This window comes from Chryseobacterium sp. GW821-FHT04C04, assembly GCF_059420365.1.
The window spans coordinates 347,646-369,174 of the sequence record NZ_JBWKTO010000004.1 but is presented as its reverse complement, the minus strand read 5'-3'; the positions used below and the strand labels follow the sequence as shown (position 1 = coordinate 369,174).

The 21,529-nt window shown below is 35.4% G+C and carries 19 protein-coding genes; 6 read left to right on the top strand and 13 right to left on the bottom strand.

Annotated elements, in window-relative coordinates:
* Position 1: 1 nt before the first annotated feature.
* The gene (locus AC07UM_RS15070) at positions 2–1,027 is read right to left on the bottom strand and encodes an SDR family oxidoreductase (protein ID WP_494683930.1); all 1,026 of its coding nucleotides are present in this window, start codon (positions 1,025–1,027) and stop codon (positions 2–4) included.
* 231 nt (positions 1,028–1,258) lie between these two features.
* On the opposite strand from AC07UM_RS15070, the gene AC07UM_RS15065 reads away from it, so the two are divergent.
* Entirely contained in the window at positions 1,259–1,456 is a 198-nt protein-coding gene (locus AC07UM_RS15065; RefSeq protein ID WP_494683929.1) for a bacteriocin, read from the top strand.
* A gap of 39 nt (positions 1,457–1,495) precedes the next feature.
* Positions 1,496–1,654, top strand: a complete 159-nt coding sequence (locus AC07UM_RS15060; protein ID WP_494683928.1) for a hypothetical protein — start codon at positions 1,496–1,498, stop codon at positions 1,652–1,654.
* Positions 1,655–1,914: 260 nt separating this feature from the next.
* On the opposite strand, the gene AC07UM_RS15055 is transcribed toward AC07UM_RS15060, so the two are convergent.
* The 7 genes from AC07UM_RS15055 to AC07UM_RS15025 form a co-directional block, all read right to left on the bottom strand.
* Complete coding sequence (locus tag AC07UM_RS15055; RefSeq protein ID WP_494683927.1) at positions 1,915–2,994, bottom strand: hypothetical protein; 1,080 nt, start codon at positions 2,992–2,994, stop codon at positions 1,915–1,917.
* Positions 2,995–3,077: 83 nt separating this feature from the next.
* The gene (gene ychF, locus AC07UM_RS15050; protein WP_124536966.1) at positions 3,078–4,169 is read right to left on the bottom strand and encodes a redox-regulated ATPase YchF; all 1,092 of its coding nucleotides are present in this window, start codon (positions 4,167–4,169) and stop codon (positions 3,078–3,080) included.
* A gap of 178 nt (positions 4,170–4,347) precedes the next feature.
* Positions 4,348–4,899 (bottom strand): ferritin, encoded by a 552-nt coding sequence (locus AC07UM_RS15045; RefSeq protein WP_494683926.1) that lies wholly within the window; start codon positions 4,897–4,899, stop codon positions 4,348–4,350.
* Between the two features lie 282 nt (positions 4,900–5,181).
* Complete coding sequence (locus tag AC07UM_RS15040) at positions 5,182–6,798, bottom strand: glycoside hydrolase family 10-like protein (RefSeq protein ID WP_494683925.1); 1,617 nt, start codon at positions 6,796–6,798, stop codon at positions 5,182–5,184.
* Positions 6,799–6,927: 129 nt separating this feature from the next.
* Positions 6,928–8,733 carry a translational GTPase TypA gene (gene typA, locus AC07UM_RS15035; protein WP_103232727.1) on the bottom strand — a complete coding sequence of 602 codons (1,806 nt, stop codon included), beginning with the start codon at positions 8,731–8,733 and terminating at the stop codon, positions 6,928–6,930.
* 135 nt (positions 8,734–8,868) lie between these two features.
* Positions 8,869–9,075 carry a bacteriocin-like protein gene (locus tag AC07UM_RS15030; protein WP_236854176.1) on the bottom strand — a complete coding sequence of 69 codons (207 nt, stop codon included), beginning with the start codon at positions 9,073–9,075 and terminating at the stop codon, positions 8,869–8,871.
* Between the two features lie 109 nt (positions 9,076–9,184).
* A complete protein-coding gene (locus AC07UM_RS15025; RefSeq protein ID WP_494683924.1) occupies positions 9,185–9,436 on the bottom strand; it encodes a DUF1294 domain-containing protein in 252 nt (83 codons plus the stop codon).
* A gap of 139 nt (positions 9,437–9,575) precedes the next feature.
* On the opposite strand from AC07UM_RS15025, the gene AC07UM_RS15020 reads away from it, so the two are divergent.
* Entirely contained in the window at positions 9,576–9,932 is a 357-nt protein-coding gene (locus AC07UM_RS15020; RefSeq protein ID WP_494683923.1) for a hypothetical protein, read from the top strand.
* A gap of 90 nt (positions 9,933–10,022) precedes the next feature.
* On the opposite strand, the gene AC07UM_RS15015 is transcribed toward AC07UM_RS15020, so the two are convergent.
* Complete coding sequence (locus tag AC07UM_RS15015) at positions 10,023–10,700, bottom strand: YceI family protein (protein WP_494683922.1); 678 nt, start codon at positions 10,698–10,700, stop codon at positions 10,023–10,025.
* Positions 10,701–10,809: 109 nt separating this feature from the next.
* Positions 10,810–11,121 (bottom strand): hypothetical protein, encoded by a 312-nt coding sequence (locus AC07UM_RS15010; RefSeq protein WP_494683921.1) that lies wholly within the window; start codon positions 11,119–11,121, stop codon positions 10,810–10,812.
* Positions 11,122–11,408: 287 nt separating this feature from the next.
* On the opposite strand from AC07UM_RS15010, the gene AC07UM_RS15005 reads away from it, so the two are divergent.
* The 3 genes from AC07UM_RS15005 to AC07UM_RS14995 all read left to right on the top strand — a co-directional run bounded on the left by AC07UM_RS15005 (position 11,409) and on the right by AC07UM_RS14995 (position 16,714).
* On the top strand, positions 11,409–13,799 hold the full coding sequence (locus AC07UM_RS15005) for a hypothetical protein (RefSeq protein WP_494683920.1): 2,391 nt from the start codon (positions 11,409–11,411) through the stop codon (positions 13,797–13,799).
* 117 nt (positions 13,800–13,916) lie between these two features.
* Positions 13,917–16,040, top strand: coding sequence for a Tex family protein (locus tag AC07UM_RS15000; RefSeq protein WP_494683919.1), 2,124 nt, complete (start codon positions 13,917–13,919; stop codon positions 16,038–16,040).
* 38 nt (positions 16,041–16,078) lie between these two features.
* Complete coding sequence (locus AC07UM_RS14995) at positions 16,079–16,714, top strand: HAD family hydrolase (RefSeq protein ID WP_494683918.1); 636 nt, start codon at positions 16,079–16,081, stop codon at positions 16,712–16,714.
* A 102-nt stretch (positions 16,715–16,816) separates the two neighbouring features.
* Here the strand turns inward: AC07UM_RS14995 and AC07UM_RS14990 are convergent, their stop codons facing one another.
* The 3 genes from AC07UM_RS14990 to AC07UM_RS14980 form a co-directional block, all read right to left on the bottom strand.
* The gene (locus AC07UM_RS14990; RefSeq protein ID WP_494683917.1) at positions 16,817–18,280 is read right to left on the bottom strand and encodes a hypothetical protein; all 1,464 of its coding nucleotides are present in this window, start codon (positions 18,278–18,280) and stop codon (positions 16,817–16,819) included.
* A 170-nt stretch (positions 18,281–18,450) separates the two neighbouring features.
* Complete coding sequence (locus tag AC07UM_RS14985; protein WP_494683916.1) at positions 18,451–20,022, bottom strand: M20/M25/M40 family metallo-hydrolase; 1,572 nt, start codon at positions 20,020–20,022, stop codon at positions 18,451–18,453.
* A gap of 152 nt (positions 20,023–20,174) precedes the next feature.
* Complete coding sequence (locus tag AC07UM_RS14980) at positions 20,175–21,347, bottom strand: hypothetical protein (protein ID WP_494683915.1); 1,173 nt, start codon at positions 21,345–21,347, stop codon at positions 20,175–20,177.
* Positions 21,348–21,529: the final 182 nt, after the last annotated feature.

The following is a 21,529-nucleotide window of genomic DNA, read 5'->3' as shown; positions in this document are numbered from 1 at the left end:
GTTAAATCTGATTAAATTTAATTAAACTTTCTGCGGCAGCTAATATAGCTTCTTCGGCTTTTCTTGGCTTCCATCCTAATAATTTTTTTGCTTTTTCACTACTCGCTCTTTTTACCAATCCCAGGTGGGGAACAATCATTTTTAATTTTGGATTAAAAACAGCCAACAATCGAATGATCCAGTTAGACAATTCTTTTGTAGGGACCCTGTCTGCAGCCTTTCCTAAATTCTTTCTGAGCACAGCTGCCACTTCCAGCATAGAAAGAGCTTCGCCTGCTACAGCAATAAAGCGCTGGCCGTTAGCTTCAGGCATACTTAATGCTTTAAGATGAAGATCTGCAACATCCCGTACGTCTACAAAGCCTGTAATCAGCTTAGGACAGCCTTTCATTTCCCCATTGAGCATCTGTTTTATAATCTGAATAGAATGGGCATAATCATTTGATAAAACAGGTCCCATCACAGTTGTTGGATTCACTACGGATAGTTCCATACCGTTACCTTCATTTCGGATAAAATCCCAGGCAGCTCTTTCTGAAATGGTTTTAGAACGCTGATAAGGCGCTACAGTATCATTGAGTACCGTCCAATCTTCTTCCGTATAGGGGCTATTTTTCAATGTACCATAGCTCACAGCACCAAAGGCTGAAGTCAGCACGACTCTTTTCACTCCTGCTTTTTTAGCTGCTCTCAATACAAAAAGCACTCCGTTTTTAGCCGGAATCACAAAATCACCTTCTGTTTTCGCATCGGTATGAGGCGTAGGTGAAGCCGTATGAATAACGTATTGACAGCCTTCAACAGCTTTTTTCCAACTTGATTCATTTTCTAAATCTGCTTCCGCAAAAGTTAAGTTTTCAAAAGAGTTGATCCCTCCTTCTTTCAACATTTGTTTTACCAATTCCGACTTATTAAGGGAACGAAGGGAGGCTCTTACTTTATACCCATTATTAAGCAGGGCAATCATACAATAAGAGGCTATAAAACCTGAACCTCCTGTTACCAAAACCGTTTCTTTATTTTCCATCTTTCTGAAGTATTAGTAAGGCAAATTTCCAACATAAAACACTGAATCAATGTGTTGAAAAGTCCATTCTTATTGTGTTGAAAAGTTCAATGGATTTGCTAATTTAGTGTAAGTCAATTGTTAATATTACAATTAATTAGGTAAATAATTATATATTTTTTCTAAATATGGTGATATACTTCAATTATTTTTATTACTTTCGTGACAACTAACCCATTAAAAATCAAACCAATGAAAAACCAAATCAATCAAATCGGGAAAAAATTAAACAAAAAAGAATTAAAAACTATTAAGGGAGGGATGTTAGATTGTATGGAGCCAATTCTATGTACAGAATTTCCTTGTGAGACTTATCCACCGGGAGACATTAGAAACTGTACCACCATCTCTGTTGGTTGTGCTCAAAAAATTTGTAGACCACAGCCTTAAGATTTACAAAATAATTAACTAAACCCAAAATCAAGTATTATGAAAAATCAAGATTTAAACCACGGAAAAAAATTGAATAAAAAACAATTAAGAATCATTACTGGTGGAAAAGAAATGTGTCTGCTCTCTGATCTGACTTGCAAAAGAATTTCTTTTGCCTGTGCAGAACCACAGTGTCAGCCTGGTATTGAATTTTAATGAACACAAATAATTAAAATATGAAAATCTTAAACAAAGGGAAAAAACTTAATAAAAAAATGTTGAGAACTATTGCTGGCGGAAAACCCAAATGCTTTGTGGCAGGTGTCTGTATTAGGATTAGTGATGATTGTGCCGAACCACAGTGTAATATAATCCATGACCCGGCATAATTCAATACTTTATAAGATTCCTATTTAATATAAAAAGAATCGCTTCCTTATTGGAAGCGATTTTTATTTAGATAGAACTAGACGTATTTAAATAATATATCCTCCTACCACTTTGAGTACCCATTTTCCATTTTCATAATCTGCGGAATAATCATTTTTAAAGCTGTTTCCAACTTTATAAATATAGAAACTGTTCGGGTTATTTTTATTTTTCTGTATTTTGGAAATTTCTTCATCCAGCAGATCTGTAACTCTGGTATAGTAGGTTTGATTATTCTTTTCTTCAGGTACAAATAAAACTCTGATCTCCGGATTGATCTGGTGAAAATAATCACAATTATTTTTGTAAACCTGGAATGTATAATGCCTATTTTTCAGATTTGCATTTTCGTAATATGGCAGCAACAATTCGTAAAGCTGAGTGAATTTATTCTTTTCAGATTTAAACATTGGATTCATGTCTTCAAAATCGTTAATTCCATCACCATCTGAATCCTTATTATCAGGATTTAGACCAAAACTTTTTTCAAAAATATCATTATAGCCATCATTATCAGTGTCCTTCATCAGATCTTTCAACTTGATTTTAAATAACTTACCATCTCCTATTGTCGAATAATCAGTATAACCGGAACGTCCGCCCACCCCTACCGTTTTCACCAGACTTCCTTCAATTTGGAGATCATCTCCCTGAATTATTGGATGTTGCTGAGCCTGATTAAAATAATAATGATTGGGGCTAAGTCCCAGAAAATAAGCTTTAGGCATATTGTTTTCGATTTTAAGCAGCCAAAACCCTAGTTGGTTTTTACCAAGTCCAAACAGAGTATTTCCGATCTGCTGTTTTGCAAAAAAATAAAATTGATCAAAAAATTTCTCGTTTAATATTTTAAAACCATCTTCATTTTTCACTATGTCTTCTTCAAAATCCTGAGTATAAGAATGAGACTCCACACTATCTTTTTTAAATTCTCTATATTTCTTAAGGCTTATAATATCAAGATAATCCGGTTTTTCAGCAAGAATTTGTTTAATGGTGTAAGACTTCTTTATTTCGAAGACAACAACATCATCCGGATCATTGATTTTGTCAACAAAACAATTATCTTCATTAGATTTTGAACAGGAAAAAGATAGAATAAGGATTACAAAATAAAAGATTTTCATCGTTAAAGTTTAGTACCTAAAAGCAAAAAACGCTCCCAAATTCATGGAAACGTCTTTTATTATAAACGAACTTTAATATTTTCTTATACATTGAATCTAAAGTGCATGATGTCTCCATCCTGTACAATATATTCTTTACCTTCTACAGAAAGTTTTCCGGCCTCTTTTACTTTTACTTCAGAACCGAAATTGATATAATCATTATACTTGATTACTTCTGCACGGATAAATCCTTTTTCGAAGTCTGTGTGGATTACTCCTGCAGCCTGTGGAGCTGTCCATCCTTGTCCGATAGTCCAAGCTCTTACTTCTTTCACTCCAGCAGTAAAATAAGTCTGAAGTTTTAAAAGATCATACGCTTTTCTGATCAAACGGTTTACTCCCGGCTCTGTAAGACCTAATTCTTCAAGGAAGATTTCTCTTTCTTCAAATGTTTCAAGCTCATTGATGTCAGCTTCGATCTGTGCAGCCAATACGACTACTTCAGCACCTTCACCTTTCGCCATTTCTTCAATCTTACCAATCCAATCGTTTCCGTTTTTGATAGAATTTTCATCTACGTTACAAACGTAAAGTACCGGTTTGTTGGTTAGTAATTGAACCTCTGAGATAATTGATTTTGCGAAATCATCAGTAGCAAATTCTCTTGCATTCTTACCATCTTCAAGGAATTTCTGTAAATTCTGAAGTATTTCGTAAGTAAGAAGATCTTCTTTCTTCCCTGACTTAATAAATTTCTTAGCTTTTTCAACTGCTTTTCCTACTGTTTCAAGGTCTTTCAATTGAAGCTCAATATCAATAATTTCTTTGTCTCTTAAAGGGTCTACTGAACCTTCAACGTGAATGATATTTCCGTTATCAAAACATCTTAAAACATGAATGATCGCTTCGCACTCACGAATATTAGCTAAGAACTGGTTTCCCAATCCTTCTCCTTTGCTGGCTCCTTTTACAAGACCAGCAATATCAACAATCTCAACTACAGCGGGTAAAACTTTCTCAGGTTTTACGATTTTCTCCAGTTCAAACAATCTTTGGTCTGGTACAGAAACCGTTCCAAGGTTCGGTTCAATGGTACAGAAAGGATAGTTTGCTGATTGAGCTTTTGCGTTGCTCAGACAGTTAAAAAGAGTTGATTTACCTACATTCGGTAAGCCTACGATTCCACATTTCATATTGTAAAATTCAAAGTTTAAGGTTTAGAAGCAACTCAAGGTATCTGCAACGTTAAACATTGAACTCTGAACCTTGAATTACGAGTGTGCAAAGATAGTGATTTTTGAGGGAGTTTCATAATAAAAAAATCTGCCAGTATTCTGACAGATTGTAAAAGGTATTGGTTTACCATCTAACTTATGGATTGGTTCCCGTAGCATTCTGAGCCAGCGGAACATCATTGGGTGCTTCCTGTAAAGTTTTATCTAAAGTAAATAAAGATTCGTCTGTAGCTCTGTCACCGCCTGCAATTTTCAATTTATCAATTAAATTCTGAGCTAATGTTTCTTCTTCAATCTGTTCCTGTACAAACCACTGCATAAAATTCCAGGTTGCCCAGTCTTTTTCTTCCATAGAAAGATCTACAATTTTATAGATGGATGTTGTATTATCAACTTCATGCTTAAAAACGCCATCGAAGCATGCTGTAAGAGTTTTAGGATCGGCTGGAGGAGCTGGAATTGCATTTACTTTTGGTTTTCCGCCTCGGTTTAAAATATATTCCATGAATTTAATCGAATGGTTTCTTTCTTCCTGAGAATGGCGGTAAAGGAAATTGGCGATTCCCTGATAGCCTTTATCATCAGCCCAAATTCCGTAAGATAAAAAAATGTGTGATGCGTGAATTTCCTTATTCATCTGGTCACTAAGTGCTTTTTCCATTTTTGCGGAAAGTCTTTTAGTATTCATAATTTTATATTTTGATGATTATGTGAGTAATGATGCAAAAATGGTTCCGATACGGTTATTATTTTAAGCAAAAATAAACAGAACGCTTAAAAAATATGCTGATTTTCAGTGTTTTAAATTGATAATTTATAGTTATTCTAAAATAAAAACCCAGTTCTTTTCAGGACTGGGTTTTATTATTATGATTGAAATTGCTTCACCTAATAGTTCGCCATGGCAAGCAATAGCTATGGATTTTGTAGGGTTATAAATTCTTTTTTTTGCTTATTTTATGATAAGACACTACTTGATCTTTTTCGCTATATAATCACTTTCATTTCCTAATCTATCGATGGCTTTAATGGCAACCGCATTCAGTTTTTTGCCGTCTTTAAATTTAGGAATATCTTTTGAAAGGGTATCCAGCGTTACAATTTCGGTTTGCCATACTCCGTTGTATTGGGTAAAAAGGGCCCACAGAAAAACATCAGCAGCATTCTTTGTGCTCCAGCTGGTCTGTGCAAAGCTTCCGTTATCTGCGATAAATAATGTTGGAGTCTGCAATGGAGCCGTTTTTATCCATGGGGATTTTGGTACTAATGCTTTTTCATTGTATGGTCCATTTTTCAGGGTAGGAAGCATGTTGGGATTTTTGGTAAGCCCAGCAATACTCCAATGAATTTCTCCGGCATCATTTTTCAGGATATTTCGGGAAATCTCAATTTGGTTTTTGATCTCTGTCGGACGATCTGATACTCTGATCTCAACGGTATTCAATCCCGGCCAAAGGTGTCGGTTCATTGTATTTTCAGACTTCCACCAGTTTAAAAGAGCTTCAAAACTTTGTCCTTTAGAATCGATAGGCCAGTAAAGTTGTGGTGAAAAGTAATCTACCCAGCCTTTATTTAACCATAATTTGGCATCTGCATACAACTCGTCATATTGTGAAGATCCAACAACTCCCGCAGGATATCCAGGCTTCCATATTCCGAACGGGCTGATCCCAAATCTCACATTATTTTTTTCTGCATGAATTTCTTTATAGATTCTTTCTACAAATTTATTCACATTATCTCTTCTCCAGTCTGCTCTGGATAAGTTACCACCACTGCTTACGTAAGCATTCCAGGTTGCATTATCAGGAAAATCGGCTCCTTTATTATAGGTTGCGTATGGATAGAAATAATCGTCAAAGTGAATGGCATCAATATCATATCTTTTTACAATATCTTTTACTACATTGGAAACATGACCCTGAGTTTTCGGATTGGCCGGATCAAACCAATACATTCCGTTCTTTAATCTTACGACAATATCGGACAGTTTATTGGCCATTGAAAGTCTATTTACAGATCCTCCATTGGTATGATGGGCACGATAAGGGTTTAACCAGACATGCAGCTCCAATCCTCGTTTGTGGGCTTCTTCTATCCAGAACTGAAGCGGGTCATAGTTCGGAGAAGGTGCGGTTCCTGTTTCTCCTGTCAGAAAATAAGACCAAGGCTCGATATTACTTGTATAAAGCGCATCTGCAGAAGGTCTGATCTGAAAAATAGCAGCATTGAAGTTATTATCTTTCAACATATCAAGCATGCTGATTGCTTCTGCTTTCTGCTGATCCACCGTAAGATCATTTCTTGAGGGCCAGTTGATATTGGCAACACTTGCGATCCAGGCTCCACGGAATTCTCTTTTGATTTCCGGAAGCGTGGTTCTGAAATTATCTTCAGTTGAGGCAGAAGTTCCTGTTGCAGGGTTTACAGCTACAGGGTTTACTTTTGGTGGGGTTGTATTGTTGGCTGATTTTGTCGGATTCTTCGTGGAGGGTGTTTTTACAACATTGTTCTGAACAGAACATGAACTGGTGTACGATGCAAAAAAGCCCAATAAAACGATAAGTTTTAATTTATTCATTCTCATAGTCACAAAACTACTTTAAAATTTATTTTTTATTTCTCAGAGATTATTATGCCAAAATAAGCATTTTAATGGGTTTATATAGAAAAAGCCTCGAAAATCGAGGCTTTGATTTTATGTATAAGATTTTTATTATGCTTTTGCAGATCTTTCTACTCTTTTTCTTTCTTCTTCAGAAAGTAATTTCTTTCTCATTCTGATAAAGTTTGGAGTAACCTCGATTGCTTCATCAGCTTGGATATATTCCATACATTCTTCAAGAGAGAATAAGATTTTTGGTGCAACACCTGTATCTTTATCTTTTCCAGAAGCTCTCATGTTATTCAACTGTTTTGCTTCAACGATGTTTACAACCAAGTCACCCGGTTTGTTTTGCTCACCGATAACCATACCTGCATAGATCTCCTCACCCGGATCAACATAGAACTTACCTCTATCCTGTAATTTAGCAATAGAATATTCTGTAGCTGGACCTTGAGTCTTGCTGATCAATACACCATTACTTCTTCCAGGAATAGCACCTTTGAAAGGCTTGTATTCTGTGAAACGGTGTGCCATAATAGCTTCACCTGCAGTAGCTGTCAACATTTGAGAACGCAATCCGATCAAACCTCTTGAAGGAATTTCGAATTCCATGTGCTGCATTTCACCTTTAGTTTCCATAATGTGAAGGTCACCTTTTCTCTGAGTTGCTAAGTCGATTACTCTTGAAGCAAATTCTTCAGGAACGTCAACAACTAAAGATTCATAAGGCTCACATTTTTCTCCGTCGATTTCTCTCAAGATAACCTGTGGCTGACCAATTGTCATTTCATACCCTTCTCTTCTCATTGTTTCAATTAAAACTGACAAGTGAAGAATACCTCTACCAAAAACTAAGAAAGTGTTGGCATCATCAGTCTGCTGAACTCTTAATGCTAAGTTTTTCTCTAATTCTTTGTATAGTCTTTCTTTCAGGTGGTTTGAAGTAACATATTTACCGTCTTTACCAAAGAAAGGTGAATTGTTAATTGAGAACGTCATGTTCAACGTAGGCTCATCAATTGCAGTTCTTTCCAATGGTTCAGGGTTTTCAAGATCTACGAAAGAATCTCCGATCTGGAAAGCATCAAAACCTACTACAGCACAGATATCTCCTGCTTGTACTTCAGTTACTTTTTTCTTTCCTAAACCTTCGAAAACGTATAATTCTTTTACTTTTCCTTTTACCACTTTTCCATCTGCCTGAGCAAGACCGATCCACTGAGATTCTTTAAGCTCTCCTCTTGTTACTTTTCCAATCGCAATTCTTCCTAAGAAAGAAGAGAAATCTAATGAAGTAATCTGCATCTGAAGATTTCCTTCAGTTATTTTAGGTTCAGGAACGTACTGTAAGATACCATCTAATAATGGCATAATATCTTCAGTTTGTTCTAATGAAGTGTTGAACCAACCTTGTTTTGAAGATCCATAGAATGTAGGGAAGTCCAATTGCTCTTCTGTAGCTTCAAGGTTGAAGAACAAGTCAAATACTTTATCATGAACTTCGTCAGGACGACAGTTTGGCTTATCTACTTTATTGATCACCACTAATGGTCTCAATCCTAATTCCAATGCTTTCTGTAGTACGAATCTTGTTTGTGGCATTGGTCCTTCGAACGCATCCACTAACAAAATAACCCCATCAGCCATTTTCAATACTCTCTCTACTTCTCCACCAAAATCGGCGTGACCAGGAGTATCAATTACGTTAATTTTTGTGTCTTTATAAGTAACAGAAATATTCTTGGATAAGATTGTGATCCCTCTTTCTCTTTCAAGATCGTTGTTATCCATAATTAACTCCCCACTTTCCTGATTTTCTCTGAAAATATTGGTAGCGTGAATGATCTTGTCAACCAAAGTCGTCTTTCCGTGGTCAACGTGTGCGATAATCGCAATATTTCTAATGTTTTGCATAAAAGATTTTTACGGGTGCAAAAGTAGTGATTTTTAATGAAAAAATATTTACTTATCGAAATATTTAATATTTTGTTTAAATAACTTATTTACAATATTATAAAAAAGAGTGTTAAAAAAACACTCTTCATTCTATTATATACAGATTTGTACTTCACATGGATCTACTGCAGGCGGTTCTCCACATATAATGTCAAACTCACCACAGTTACTGGAGAATCCGGTTCCCCACCCCCATCTTACGGCACATGTATCGGCATCTTTACATCTTACCATTCCTTTAATAATTCCTCCATGAACTGATTTCATTTCAATTCTGGAAATTTTTTTGAGATTTTTCATGTTGTTTTGGTATTTGTTATTAGCATGATAAAAATATAAAAAAATCACAACAACAACTATTTTATTATCACATTTAACATTTGACACAAAAACTGTAACATTTTTTATATCAATGCCTTATCAATCGGTAAAAAAGAACCAGATTAATTAAAACCACAATGAAAAATTTTACAAGAAATGATTTTTTGGAAACTTTATGATGGAAAATAATCATTCCGGAGGCTGCTCCTAAGCACCCTATAAGAGAAAGCCCCAAAAGGGTATTCTCGGAAATTCTCCATTGTTGTTTTTTGGCCTGCCACTTATCAAAGCCAAAGACTCCAAACGTAAATAGATTAGTGATAAAAAGGAAAGGAAGCATTCTGAAATTATTTTGCAGCAAAAATAAAGTTTAATTTATACATGGGGAAATCTCAAAAATTTAATCCAAGGCACGGAAAATATTGGTAGTGCTATCCAAACAAGATTTTTTTACATTTGCCATTCATAAAAACGAATCAATGACAATACAGGATCTGGTAGGAAGTTATTCTATCGAAGGAAGCAATCAGGAAGAGTCTTCCCAAGCTTCTTATCACGGCATATTAACCTTGTCCATTGATGAAAACAACCGAATTATTGCCCAATGGCTTATTGGTGATCATCTGCAACATGGCACAGGTTTTTATAAAGATCATATTTTGGTGATCAACTTCAACTATGAAGGAGAAGATCATAACATTTATAAAGGAGTTGCGGTATACCGTTGTTTGAGTAAAGATGTGCTGGATGGATTCTGGTCTGAAAAGCACGGCAATCCTTTGTACCTTGGAAGTGAATATTGTGTGAGAATTCAGAATTCGGGGATTTGGAATTGATTTCTTTTATCGTATTAAATAAAGAAAACCTGAAAATAAAAAGAGCTGCCTTTATCAAGACAGCTCAGTAGTTATTACCATGTAAATAACTTATTTTTTAGCTTTTACATCGATAGCAATCTCGATATCTTTGCTGATCATCCATTCTGCAGGGTCTGCTTCAGAAGTACCGAATTTGATTCCCCAGTCTGCTCTGTTTACCGTAAATTTAGCCTGAACAGCTGCTGAGCTTTCTGTTACATCTACTTTAGCCGGGAAAGTAACATTCATTGTTTTTCCTAATAGTGTAAGATTTCCGCTTACTGTTTTATTAGCTCCTGCTACTGCATCTTTCGGTGCTTCTTTTAAATCTGAAACACTTGTAATTTTGAAATCTGAAGTTGGGTTTTTCGCTGTATCAAAGAAATCAGGGGTTTTAAGGTGAGCTTCAAGCTCTGCCGGTTTTTTATCTTTTTCTGTTACTGAAGCCGGATCTACTTTGATAGAGTTCATATCAATCACAAAGTTTCCTGCGGAAACCTGACCTCCTTCAATACTGATATCTCCTGATTTTACAGTAAGTGTTCCCCAACGAGGTGCCATACCTCCTTTGTGGAATGCTTTCCAGTTTACTACTGAAGCTGCTGCATCTACTGCTAATACTTCACCTTTGCTCTCAGCTACTGTTTGCTCCTGAGCGGTAGCTGCTGAATCTGCAGATTTTTGTTTATCACATGATGCTAAAAGCAATCCTACTCCTACTAATGCAATTACGCTAATTTTTTTCATATTGAACTGTTTAAAAAGTTTGTTTGAAATTTTGTTGTTTTCGGGTACAAAAATAGAAAAACCTATTTGGAGGTACCTTATCATACATCAAGAAATACAAAATTACATATTATTTGCAGTTGTAAACCCATTTACGAGACACCTCTCTTCTATACTGCGAGTCATAAGTGCTGGAAAATTCCTGATTCTTTACCGTTTCATTTCTAAAGCAATCGGCTGCATTGTCTTCCTGAAGATCTCCTTTAGCAATCCATCCTGTATCGGAATAATCTGTATAACTGCCATCATGTTCATTTTTAAATAAAACAACCCGCTCATACTCCTGTACCTTACATTTGCATGTTTTAGGTTCTTCAGGCTCTCTTTGATAACAAGATGCTAAAAAAGAACAGCAAATGAATAATGTAAATATTTTTCTCATGTTATTAGTTTTGATATTATAAAAACATAAACTAAGTGAAATATTTAAATACAAAACCACAATAAAAAAAATTTAAAAATTAATTTTCAATTACTTAAGATTACATTCATAAAGACCGAAGATGAATTTTTAATTTATTTAATACAGAAAACCATAAACTTACTCCAACGATTTGTCTAAACTCAAATTTTTATAGAATCTTCATTGTTTTATATTTTCATTATTACACATCACAATAAAAATGTATTTTTGGCGATTCTTAAGAAAAACGCAAATTTTAATGGAATATGACAAAAAAACTAATAACACTATTAGCAGTAAGTACGATCTATTGTCTTAATGCGCAAACAAAGGCTGAAGAAGCTCTTAAAACATTTGAACAGAAGTATCCTCAGGAAAAAATACATATATTACTGGACAAAAGTAATTATATCGCGGGGGAAAACCTGTGGTTCAAGTCTTTTGTATTTGATGGTTACACTACATCTGCTATTTCTACTACCTTATTTGTAGAGTTGTATGACAGCAGCAAAAATCAGATCAGTAAAAAATTAGTCCCATTAATTAATGGAGAAGGGAGTGGAAACATTGCCCTTCCCGCTTCTTTGAAAGAAGACGTTTATTATATCAGGGCTTATACTGGCTGGATGGCTAATTTCAATGAAGATTTTCAACTTATAAAACCTATTGCTGTTTATAATCCTTCATCTCCGGAGAAATTAATAGCCAATCCTACTCCATGGACAGCATCAGTATATCCGGAAAGCGGAAGTTTTATAGACGGAATCACTACAAAAATAGCGGTAAGACTACAATCCAACGGAACAGCACCTTCTGACTGGGAAGGATATGTAGTAGATTCTGATAATCCTGATACAAAAATCATAACATTTAAAGGATTTGACCAAAATATCGGGCTATTCAGCATCACTCCAAAAAGCGGAAAAAAATACCAATTGATTGTCCAGGATAAAAACGGACAAAAGCAAAATATTATGCTGCCTGAAGTGTCTTCATCAGGGATAAATCTACAGGTGATAAGTGATAAAGACCATGTAAAGTATACCTTAAAGTCCAAAAATCAGACTCAGGAATCTCAGTATTATACTGTTCTTGGAACAATTAATAATCAACTTGTTTACAAAGCGAAGATCAACAAAATCAATAACGAGACTCAATATTCAATTTCCAACAACCAACTTGTCAGTGGAATTTTGCAGCTTACTATTTTTGACGATAAGGAGAATGTTGTTTCCAACAGGCTTTCTTTTGTTCAGCCTCAGTTATTGCAATTCAAACAACCCACACTGCAATCTCTTTCATTAAGAGATACACCTCGTGGAAAAGACTCATTTGACATTCCCAAAGATTCCAATTTTTCCAATTATACTGTTTTGGTGCTTGATGCCAATACAAAGAGTACCGAAGAAGATCAGAGTTTACTGAGTTCTTTATGGCTAACCGGAGATATTACCTCATCCATCACGAATCCTGCCCAATATTTTACGAAAACCCGTAATACGGATGCACTGGATGCATTGCTGATTTCAGAAAAATGGAAACGCTTTGAATGGAAATCCATCATGACAGGAAACTATCCGATGATCAAATATCAGCCGGAAAGTTATCTTTCTTACAAAGGAAAAGTAAATATTCAGGGAAAACCAGCTCCTAATACTGAAATAAATTTAATTTTCGGTTCGGAACCCGGATCCAGAATGTCTCAGATAAAGTCTGACAACAATGGTTTTCTGACCTTGAATAATCTGGTTTTTGAAGACTCCATGAAATTCTTTTATCAATTAAATTCTGAGCCAAAGGATATTAATAATAATTATTCTGTTTACTTCCAGCCAACGTTCAGCTTTATCCCTTATAAAAAGAATCTGCCATCAACCTCTTATAAATTGGTTCAACGTCCTGCAGATGATAAACCTTCTGATGAAGTCAGCCGATCACTTACAGCACTCAATGCCCAAAAAGTCATTAGTGAAAGTGTAACCAATATTGAAGAAATAAAATTGAAGGGAGAAGTCAAGAATAAGACTAAAAAATTAAATGATGAATTAAGCAGTCCCCAATTCAAAAGTGTTAATGAACAGATTTTTGATTTTGTAAATGAAACCTCCATCATGACTTCAAACAATATTCTGAAGTGGCTGCAGGGAAGAGTTGCTGGCTTAACGATTCAAATGCAGCGCGGAAGCTACACAGCAGCCTTAAGAGGAGCACAAGTGAATATCTATCTTGACGAAATGCTTGTTGATCCCAGCCAGGTAGACAATATATCTACTTCAGACATCGCCATGGTAAAAGTTATAAAAGGCTTTTTTGCAGGTGGTTTCGGTGGTGGTGGTAATGGAGCAATCGCCATTTATAGCCGTCGAGGAGCTTCTTCCGAGAAAATTGTATCATCGAAGCTAAGACAGATTACATTAACCGGATATGATAAAGAATTACCATTTGAGGCTCCTTCTTATGAAAATGAAAAATTTAAAGGTGTTGTACAGGATACCCGAAGTGTTCTTTATTGGAATTCCTTTCTCGAAGCACTGCCTGAAGAGCCGTCAAAAGTACAGTTTTACAACAATGATGATGCGAAGAAGTATAAAATTATTATAATAGGATATGATAAAAACAATGATATTCCGCTTTATTATAATGAAGTACTGCCTTAATTAATTTCAAGTTTATTATACAGCCTGGTTACATTTTGTTGTAATCAGGCTTTTTTATGGCTGTATTTCATTTTTTCTCATCCCAAAACCCTATTTTAGCTATCCGAAAACAGAACAATGACGACCGTAGAATTTATACAAAAACAGCTCAATATTTCTGAAAAGAGCATCAACAATACTTTACAATTATTAGCAGAAGACTGCACGATTCCTTTTATTTCCCGTTACCGAAAAGATAAAACCGGAAATCTTGATGAAGTACAGATTGAGCAGATCTCAAAAATCAGCAAGCAGTTTGAAGACATTGTCAAGAGAAAAGAATCTATTTTAAAATCTATAGAAGAACAGAACGCCCTAACTCCTGAGCTTCAGCAAAGAATTGAGGATAGCTTTGATATCCAGGAGCTGGAAGACCTGTATCTGCCTTTCAAAAAGCGGAAGAAGACCAAAGCTGATGCTGCCAAAGAAAAAGGACTGGAACCTTTAGCCAGAATCATTATGAGCCAGAAAAACAACGACATTCTGTTTCTGGCTTCAAAGTATCTGAACAATGAGGTTGCCTCCGAGGAAGAAGCGCTTCAGGGTGCAAGAGACATCATGGCAGAATGGATCAATGAAAATATGTATGTCCGTAAGAATCTCCGCAGACTCTTTCAGCGTAAGGCAGTCGTTACATCCAAAGTAGTAAAAGCTAAAAAAGATGAAGAAGATGCCCAAAAATTCTCCCAATATTTTGAATGGGAAGAAAGCCTTAGCAGAACACCTTCTCACAGACTTCTCGCCATGTTAAGAGCTGAAACGGAAGGATTTGTAAAAACAAATGTAGGAATAGATAAGGAAGAAGCCATTGATTTTATTGAAAAGGCTATTATCAAATCTAATAATGAAAGTTCAGACCAAATAGCACTCGCTATAAAAGACAGTTATAAAAGACTTTTAGAACCGGCTATTTCGAACGAAGCTTTACAGGAAGCCAAAGAAAAAGCAGACCAAAAGGCTATTGAGATATTTTCCGGAAATTTAAGCCAACTCCTTCTGGCTCCTCCATTAGGACAGAAAAGAATCCTGGCCATTGATCCCGGATATAGAAGCGGATGTAAGGTGGTATGCCTGGATGAAAAAGGAGACTTATTGCACAATGAAACCCTCTACCCTCACGCTCCGCAGAATGAAAGCGGAATGGCTATGAAAAAGATCCGTTCTATGGTCAATGCTTATAACATTGAAGCGATTTCTATTGGTAACGGAACAGCGAGCCGTGAAACTGAATTTTTCATTAAAAAGATTGCTTTTGATAAACCTTTGCAGGTTTTTGTTGTTTCAGAAGCAGGAGCCTCGGTTTATTCTGCAAGTAAAATTGCAAGAGATGAGTTTCCTACCTACGATGTCACAGTGCGTGGTGCTGTTTCCATCGGAAGAAGACTTTCTGATCCATTGGCAGAATTGGTAAAAATTGATCCGAAATCTATTGGTGTTGGACAGTATCAGCATGATGTAGATCAGACTCAATTGAAAAATGAACTGGATTCTACGGTGATGAAATGTGTAAACTCTGTCGGAATTAATTTAAATACCGCAAGCAAGTCTCTTTTAAGCTACGTTTCAGGAATCGGAGAGAAAATGGCTGAAAACATTGTCAATTATCGTGCTGAAAACGGAGCATTTGAAGACAGAAAACAGCTTAAAAAAGTTCCAAGACTCGGAGAGAAAGCATTCCAGCAGGCAGCCGCTTTTGTAAGAATTACGAATGCTAAAAATCCGTTGGATAATTCTGCCGTACACCCTGAAGCATATGGAATTGTAGAAAAAATAGCCAAAGATTTAGGAATTAAAACCGATGAACTGATCGCTAATAAAGAAAAAATAGCTCTGGTAAAACCGGAAAGCTATATCACGGGTGAAATCGGGATTTTAGGAATAAAAGATATTTTAAAAGAGCTTGAAAAACCGGGTCTGGATCCAAGAAAGGCGGCCAAAGTATTTGAATTTGATCCTAATGTCAAAAGCATTAAAGACCTAAAAGCAGGCATGATTCTTCCGGGAATTGTCAATAATATTACAGCTTTCGGATGTTTTGTAGATCTTGGAATAAAAGAAAGCGGACTGGTTCATATTTCCCAGCTGAAAGATGGATTTGTCTCTGACGTCAATGAAGTGGTAAAACTTCACCAGCATGTCCGCGTAAAGGTAACAGAAGTAGATGAAGCCAGAAAAAGAGTACAACTGAGTATGATTTTGTAATTTAATAATTGTAAAGTATAAACCACAAACTATTTGTTTTGAGTACAAAGAACTTAATTTTTGACCTGGATGGTACATTATGGGATCCCAGAGCAACCATCATCAAAATATGGAATAAGGTATTGGCCAAACATCAGTTGATCCAAAGAGAACTGAAACCCGAAGATATGGATCAATATATGGGATTATTAGCTCATGATATTATAAAAGATATAATTCCCGGCATTTCTGATCTGCAGGCCCAGGAACTTCTTTCTGAAATTGTAGCCGAAGAGAATAAAGTCCTTCGCATACAGGGCGGAATTTTATATGAAGGTGTACAAGAAACATTGAAAAGCCTTGCCAATACACATTCACTTTTTATCGTAAGCAATTGTCAGGATGGTTATATTGAATCCTTTTTAGAATATTATCAGTTCAACAACCTGTTTGTAGATTTTGAATCTCACGGAAGAACCCAAAAGCCAAAGTCTGAAAACATACAGCTTCTTATGGAAAGAAATCAATTATCAATAGTAGATTCTGTATATATTGGAGATACCCAGACTGATTATGATTCAGCAGGTTCTAATAGATTACCGTTTATTTTCTGTAAATATGGTTTTGGAAAGCTAAACAATTCTCTTTATGAACCATCCATTTTTACATTTTCAGATTTACAAACTTGTATTTAATTAAAAAGCAGAAGGCCATCCAAAAAAGACAGCCTTCTACTTTTTATACTTATAAGATTTTAATTAAGCAGCATTAATACATCTTACCACCTGAAATTTATACTAATTTAGTTTGGGAATTTTTTTCCATGTTCCATTTTCATAAATAGCAGTATAAGACACATAGCCTATCGTAGCGAAGAGTCCGGCTGGGTCATCACCGGGATATCCTGAATTGGAAAATGTAGTTATCATTCCGTTTTGGGCTCCCGTAACGGCATTGTATTGATATGGAGAAACCGTATTCAAATTAGTCAACTGAACTCCTGCCAGCTCATGACCTGAAGGATATACAATCTTAACCATTCCTTTTCCTTTTTTAAGTAAGGAAGAGGTAATTGAAGTGTATGAAGATCCCGCTATTAGATCACCCTGATAGTTATCTCCTGAAATATCAACATAATAACCTGTAAAATCAGTTGCTTCAAATTTATATACCGAAACATACCAATCATTTGAATAATTAAAATGATTATTTTTAGAATAGACATGCGCAGAAGCCACAGCAGGTAAAGCATGTATAAATGAGCTTGTGCCTTTGAGAACCAAATAAGCATGGCAGCTTATTGTAGTCGACCTACAATTATTATCCATTAGCCTGATACATGAAGTTTTATCAGTTGCCTTTTCTCCTTCAAAATAAACACCAAAGCAAGAGACCTTGGATGAGTGCAAAGTAATACCAGCATTAGAAAAACTTTCAACACTTCCTCCAAACATTGTCAAGTTAGTGTTATTAATAAGTACAATCCCATCATTCAGTTCGCCATTATCTATATCCTTCTTACTAAAATATCCTGCCCTTATTGATAATGAACTTGCAAAAGCATTATAACATTTATCCAACACAAGACATGAGGTACAATATCCAATATAAGAATTAACAAATCTATTGTAATAACCTTCCGTAACTTTTACTCCAATCTCAAAGCTTTGTACTACAGAAGAATCCAACGTTAAGCTTCCAACAGGAGCTTCAGCACCACTAGGAAGTCCAATCAAGTTTATCCCAATTTTTCCAGGAATCTCACTTCCTACAATAACAAGGTTCTTGATGCATAAACTTGCTACAGCTTCAATACAGGAGTTGGCAATTTGATTGGTAAAATCATTAAAAATAATTCGAGAGCCTTCATTATGTCCGGTATCATTACCATTAATATAATTCTGTCCTAACAATGTTAAATCCTTATTAATTATAATTTGATCCGAACATCTGTATTTTCCTTTTATAAGAATTGTATCACTTTTTATGGCAGCATCAATAGCAGCCTGAAGCTCAGTATGCGTTTTTCCAGGCCCAAACCACTCAGGATTAATTACTCCGTTATATATTCTTTCGAATAATACACCATCTTTTTCCAACTTCATAATTCCATCTGTTGTAGAAGAAGATGGGCCTATTTTTACAAAATTGACTATTTCTTTGGTATATTGGTCTACTAAAGTTACAAGTTGAACTTGATTAACATTAATATTAGAGGTTGAAAACTCACTTGTTTCCAACAAATTAAGGGTATTGCTCATGATTTTTGAATTAAGAGTTATAAAATTATTCTTGCAAGAACTTCTTAAAACAAATGTAATAGCGGATAACGTCAAAAGTTGACGTATTTTTTATCAATATATAAAAAAGGTCGCCATATCTGGCAACCTTTTAATAAAAAATGTACTCTTATTACTGAGTATGTATTGTTTTATTTATAATCCTTAGAACTTCTTCTAGGCTCCTTTAGTTCCGGCCATTTTACCGTATCTCCTTTCTCATCCTGAGGCATTACTCTTTTTTCTCTGTTGCTGAATTCAGGATCTTCAGACGCCATATATGCTAATGCAGCCGTTAGAATCACATTATTTTTCACCTCATCGAAAACGATTTTGTCATAGGTATCTTTTGTCGTATGCCATGTATATCCGAAATACCCCCAGTTCAGCGAACCTAAAGAAATTCCGGGTACTCCTGCTGCTACAAATGAAGCGTGGTCAGAGCCACCGCCACCAGGCATTCCTGGGAAATCAGTTTTAATATGGCTTTTTACCGCTTTTGGAACGCCATCAAGCCACTTCCCGATATAATCATACGCTTTTACAAATCCCTGGCCGCTGATATTCACAACACGTCCGGTGCCGTTATCCTGATTAAAAGCAGCCTGTACTCCTTTTATAATCTGAGGATTATCTGCAACAAAGCCTCTGGAACCATTCAATCCCTGCTCTTCACTTCCCCAAAGTCCGATCACGATCGTTCTTTTGTTATTAGGATAATATTTTTTAAGAATCCTCATGGTTTCCAGCATGGTAATTGTACCGGTTCCGTTATCTGTAGCTCCCTGAGCTCCGTCCCAAGAATCAAGGTGAGCGGATAGAATGACATATTCATCAGGTTTTTCTTTTCCTTTAATCATCCCGATTGTATTAAAACTTTTGGCTTCAGGAAGTATTTTTGACTGGGCATCAATTTTGATTTTAGGCTGAGCACCTTTTTCTGCCATTCTGTAAAGCATTCCATAATCTTCTACATCAATATCAACCATAGGAATTTTGGTTGTTTTTGCTCCGAATATTCTGTTTGCTCCCATGATTCCAGTCCAGTTTGAAATAGCAATTCCTGCCGCTCCTGCTTTTTCCAGAGCATCCGGAAGACTGTTGTTATCATATCCGATGTTCTTTACATAAGCTGTGAAATCCTTAGCAGCCTGTTCTTTTTCTGCTTTAAGCTTTTCATACAATTCAGGAGTAGCAAATTCTTTGATCTGCTCATCAGAACGACCGATTTTCTGGTATTGTGCCATCAGCACTATTTTTCCTTTTACAGAAGGAAGCCATTGATCAAACTCAGCTTTTGAAGATACTTTAGGAAGAATAATGACTTCTGCTTCAATCGCCTTTTTAGTAGCCGGGCTCCATGCAAGCTGTGTTGCAGATAGAGATTTCATACGTGGATACGTCATATCAACATGAGTGGTACCTCTCTGCCATCCCTTCCATGTTCCGAATTGCTGAAGATTAGCATCTACTCCCCATGAACGAAGTTTACCTGCACTCCATTCGTTTGCGGCAAGCATTTCAGGAGTTCCTACAAGACGGGGACCAATACCGTCTAACAACTCATAAGCAAGATTCTCCAACTGGGAATTATTATTGACTTCATCTACAAAACTTTTTACGATAGGGTTTAACCTTTCTTTGGGGTCAACCTTTACCTGAGCCCAGGAAAACTGAGCAGCCAGCACTACGGCAGGCACTGCAAAAAATCTATTTATCCTCATAATATATATTGATTGGTTTAAAGATAAAAGAAATTAGGGAGATGAAAGCAAAAAAGTCTTTAAACAATATAATTTAAAGACTTTTTATTCAAAAAAAGATTTTTTTTGAATACATTGATTCATCAACATTATAATATGAGAAAATATTTCTGCTATTTTGATCCGAAATCAGGTAATCTCCTATTGATAAAAGCTTGCTCTTCCTCAGAAAGTAAGATTGTATTATTTTTATTTTCCTTCACCGGAATATTATCCCAAATATTTTTATTAAAGTCCATTTTAGGATTGAGCCCCTTTTCATCAGATCTTTTAAAAGTATTATAAATAAGCTCCCGACTGCTTTTCCTTTCATGTTTAACTCCTTTATAATAGGCAATATACCTATTTCCCTCAAGTCTGCTCATTGCAGGAACATACACTCCCTCGCTTTTATAAAAGTCAAAAACGAGTATTGCATTCCCAAGTTGATAATCATATTCTTCACCTTCGCCAGTCTTTCTTTTCATCATGGGATATTGATCCTGTAAATAATGGATCTCAAAATAAGTGATCACTTTATCCACTTTATTAAATTTAAATTCCCCTTCCATTTCAATTCCCAATCCTGATTTAATGGTAAATGTAACCAGCTGTTCATTGCCTTCTTCGAAAATCATCCATCCTGAATATTTAGACTCTTTATTTTTTAAGTGTGCCACCACTCGCTTCAATTCAAAATTGAAAAAATAATTTCCCATATATTCCTCAGAAGATTCTTTTATTCCTGCCGTAAAAACACTGTCTGACTTTACGTTTTTAAAGCTTTTAACATTATTCAGCTGCATTTGAAGATTTTTGTCATAGGATTTATTATGGTTGTAATAATTAGTCTTACTCCATAATTTAGTCTCTGCAATCACTAAAAAATAAAGTTTGTTGTTATCACTCTTCTTTTCTTTGTAAACTACGTCATAAAGAGATGGTTCACTATAATATCTTTTTTTATAATGATCATTCACATCTTCAAAGAGCTTTCTGATATCTACTTTTTCAAGTTTTACCTCATCAATATTTTTATAAACCCGCTTCAGTTTTATAACAGAACGAAATTCCTGAACGTTTGCTTTTTGAAAGCCAGAAGCTGAAATTTCAAAGTTTGTAGAGCCATGTTCAACTGGTGCGAATCCATCTTCATTGGTATAAACAATCTGATTTTGCAAAAGAATTCTTGCATTAAGAACAGGGTTACCATTTTCTGCATCTACAACTTTTAGTTTCTGCGCTGAAAAAAAACCAAAAAATAGGATAAACAGGAGATAAGAATACTTCATAATATACGATGTCATTGATATTTCTAAAATACAAATTATACAGATGACAGGTATTATAAAAGGAAAAAATTAATATTCAAATTAAAAAGGCACTCAAATCGAAGCATTATCACCTTCAAAACCTTTAGCAGTTAGAAAATCTGAAGAATGAGTATAATCAATATCTGTTGAAAATACCACGAAAAATGCAGGCATAA